The organism is Providencia rustigianii DSM 4541, from assembly GCF_000156395.1.
In the GTDB taxonomy this organism is placed as follows: Bacteria; Pseudomonadota; Gammaproteobacteria; order Enterobacterales; family Enterobacteriaceae; genus Providencia; species Providencia rustigianii.
The window spans coordinates 253,679-256,124 of record NZ_GG703817.1 but is presented as its reverse complement, the minus strand read 5'-3'; the positions used below and the strand labels follow the sequence as shown (position 1 = coordinate 256,124).

Annotated in this window: 2 protein-coding genes and 1 pseudogene; all 3 read right to left on the bottom strand. The window is 43.0% G+C overall.

Annotated features, from left to right (window positions below):
* Positions 1 to 36: 36 nt before the first annotated feature.
* Positions 37 to 1,146, bottom strand: a complete 1,110-nt coding sequence (locus PROVRUST_RS01260) for a phage late control D family protein (RefSeq protein ID WP_006812852.1) — start codon at positions 1,144 to 1,146, stop codon at positions 37 to 39.
* On the bottom strand, positions 1,143 to 1,589 hold the full coding sequence (locus tag PROVRUST_RS01255) for a phage tail protein (RefSeq protein WP_006812851.1): 447 nt from the start codon (positions 1,587 to 1,589) through the stop codon (positions 1,143 to 1,145). Before PROVRUST_RS01255 ends, PROVRUST_RS01260 begins: the two co-directional genes overlap by 4 nt.
* 2 nt (positions 1,590 to 1,591) lie before the next feature.
* A pseudogene (locus PROVRUST_RS01250) lies at positions 1,592 to 2,446 on the bottom strand (phage tail tape measure protein); the annotation flags it as partial.

Below are 2,446 nucleotides of genomic sequence, written 5' to 3'. Positions count from 1 at the left end.
TATTGCATACAGTATAACATGTGATTTTATACAGTGTTAATTTTCTTCTCCCGCCATATCGAGATCTGAAACTCTTACCTCAAGCTCTAATGCGCTCATATATCCACTATCATTAAGTGAATGAACAACCCGCGTTAATGTCCACTCAGCATTATCAATTTCAGGCTTAAACCCTCTCACTATTATCGGCATTTCTGGATATAAATCTGCACGCCCTCGCGCAAGCTGAATAGAAAACGAGGCAACCCCGCGTTGAATCTTTTCCCACTGCGCCTTTGCGGCTCTTGCCGCATTTTCTTTAGTCGCATAGGTATGGGATAGCGTCAATACGTTCCCTTGCTCCCCTGCTAAATATTCGCCTTGCTTTTCTTTTGGCTCACTTTTTTTAGCCGGTGTTTTACTGTTGGTTTTTCGCTTTCTCTTCACTGCAACTTCTTTTTTCTTTTTTGGCTCGCGTGTGTCTAACCAGTTTGCAATTACCCCCGTGTATGCCCCACGATCAGCTAAAGAAAAACGGTGTCCATCACCGACGGATCGAGTAATAAACATCGTTTGAATTCGCTGCCCCGTTGCAGTTAATCCCTCACCCTGCCGCATGAATAACAAATTGCCATCTTTTACGGCAACAATTGCCCCCTCGGTTTTAGCGACTCTCGTCAGAAACGAACCATCTGACTCATTCGTTTGGTCAATATGGGCTAACTTTATTTTATCCAACTTTTCATCTATCACCGGTTTGAGCTTGTTACGCTCCGCAATTGTTCTCACAATATCGCCCAGCGTTTTTTGATGATATGACTGCTCACGCTTGACGTTTAGCGTGTCACGAAAATCAGCACTACGTCCGCGAATCGTCAACTTATCAGGTACACCGCTATGCTCAATTTCATCAACCGTGAACGTGCCTTTATAAATTAATGGTTCATTTTTCCAGCCCAAATGAAGTGATAGTGTTTCGCCGCGCTTTGGCAATGCTAATTTCCCGTCGCTATCATCCAGTTCAATATCAAGCTGATCGGCTTCAAACCCTCGGTTATCAGTCATTGATAATGACATTAAACGCCCTTGGATTAGCGCGTTGATATTTTCACCACTGGCGGCTAGCACAAATGCCGGTGTCGATTCATCCCCCGTAAACATACTCATAATGGCAATGCCCCACGGAGATCACTCAATTGCTTACTCAAATCACCAAACATTTCACTTAATGACTCGTCTGTCCGTTTCAACTTCAACGTGAAATCTATTTGTCTAGCGGCACCATCATCAAAAAAGTAACTTTTTGATTGTGTGATTTCTTCAATGACAAACATCCCGTAAATTGTGCCGGTTCCATCGATTAGAGACCATGCCTTACCGGTATCTGCCATTAACTCCAAAGCCAATAACGATAACTTACCGCCAGTTAATGATGGAAATAACGAACCACTTAACGAAATATCATCACTATCAGGACCAATAAACTGGAATGCAGGTCGCTTGCCGACGCGGTTATTAAATCCGTATCGGTATTTTTTATTAATCTGCATCATTTGATAGGGCGTTGTTCGCAAATGAAAAATAAATACGCCTAGTGCTGCCATTGCCATAATTAATATTCTCCACTGTCTTGGTACTGGCTTAACCGCCTTGATTGCTTTCTTCGCTCTGCATCTTCTAATTGCCTTGCGACCTCTTTTGCAATATCCGCGGCTGATTGATTCGGTGTAGGATGAATATGAATTTCAATCGGGGATCGACTAGACTCACTGCGATTTTGAGTGATATTAACTGGGGTAGAAACGTAGTTTTTAGCCGGTAGGGCATAGGGATGAATCGGCTTATCTGCCGCTGCCGACATTGACCCTAGTGTTAATGCTGCCGCAGCCAATGCCGCTGTACTTTTACGACTGGTCACATTCGCAGGACCATTAACAATCTCAGGACCATACTCACCCACAATGCCAAATTGACCACGTGGAATATAACCGCCACTATCAAATAACCCAGCAAGTGACTTACCCGCAACGGATGCACCACTTGCCTGAGTTGCTAATCTCGCAGCTTTGGCATCATCTGATAACATCCACTCAGGTAATAAATCTGTCGCCGCCTGCTTAATTTCGGCAAATGTAGATTTTAGTGACTCCCATTTTTCAAGAATACCGTTCTTCAAACTATCGATAATTTCACCACCGATTTGTTTGAAACGCTCCGGTAATGCAGTCACATCAGCGACAATCTCATTCCATTTATCTGAAATTGTTTTTTTAATCAGTTCCCACATGCGCGATGTCACAGAAATAATTTTATCCCAATGCTGATAAACCAAACCAACTAACGTCCAGTTCATAACATAGGATTTAATCCCTTCCCAGAATTGATTAAAAATCTGCGACACACCATCCCATAGCGCTTTTGAATAACGTACTATTCCATCCCACACTTTGATGATTGGCTCAATCGT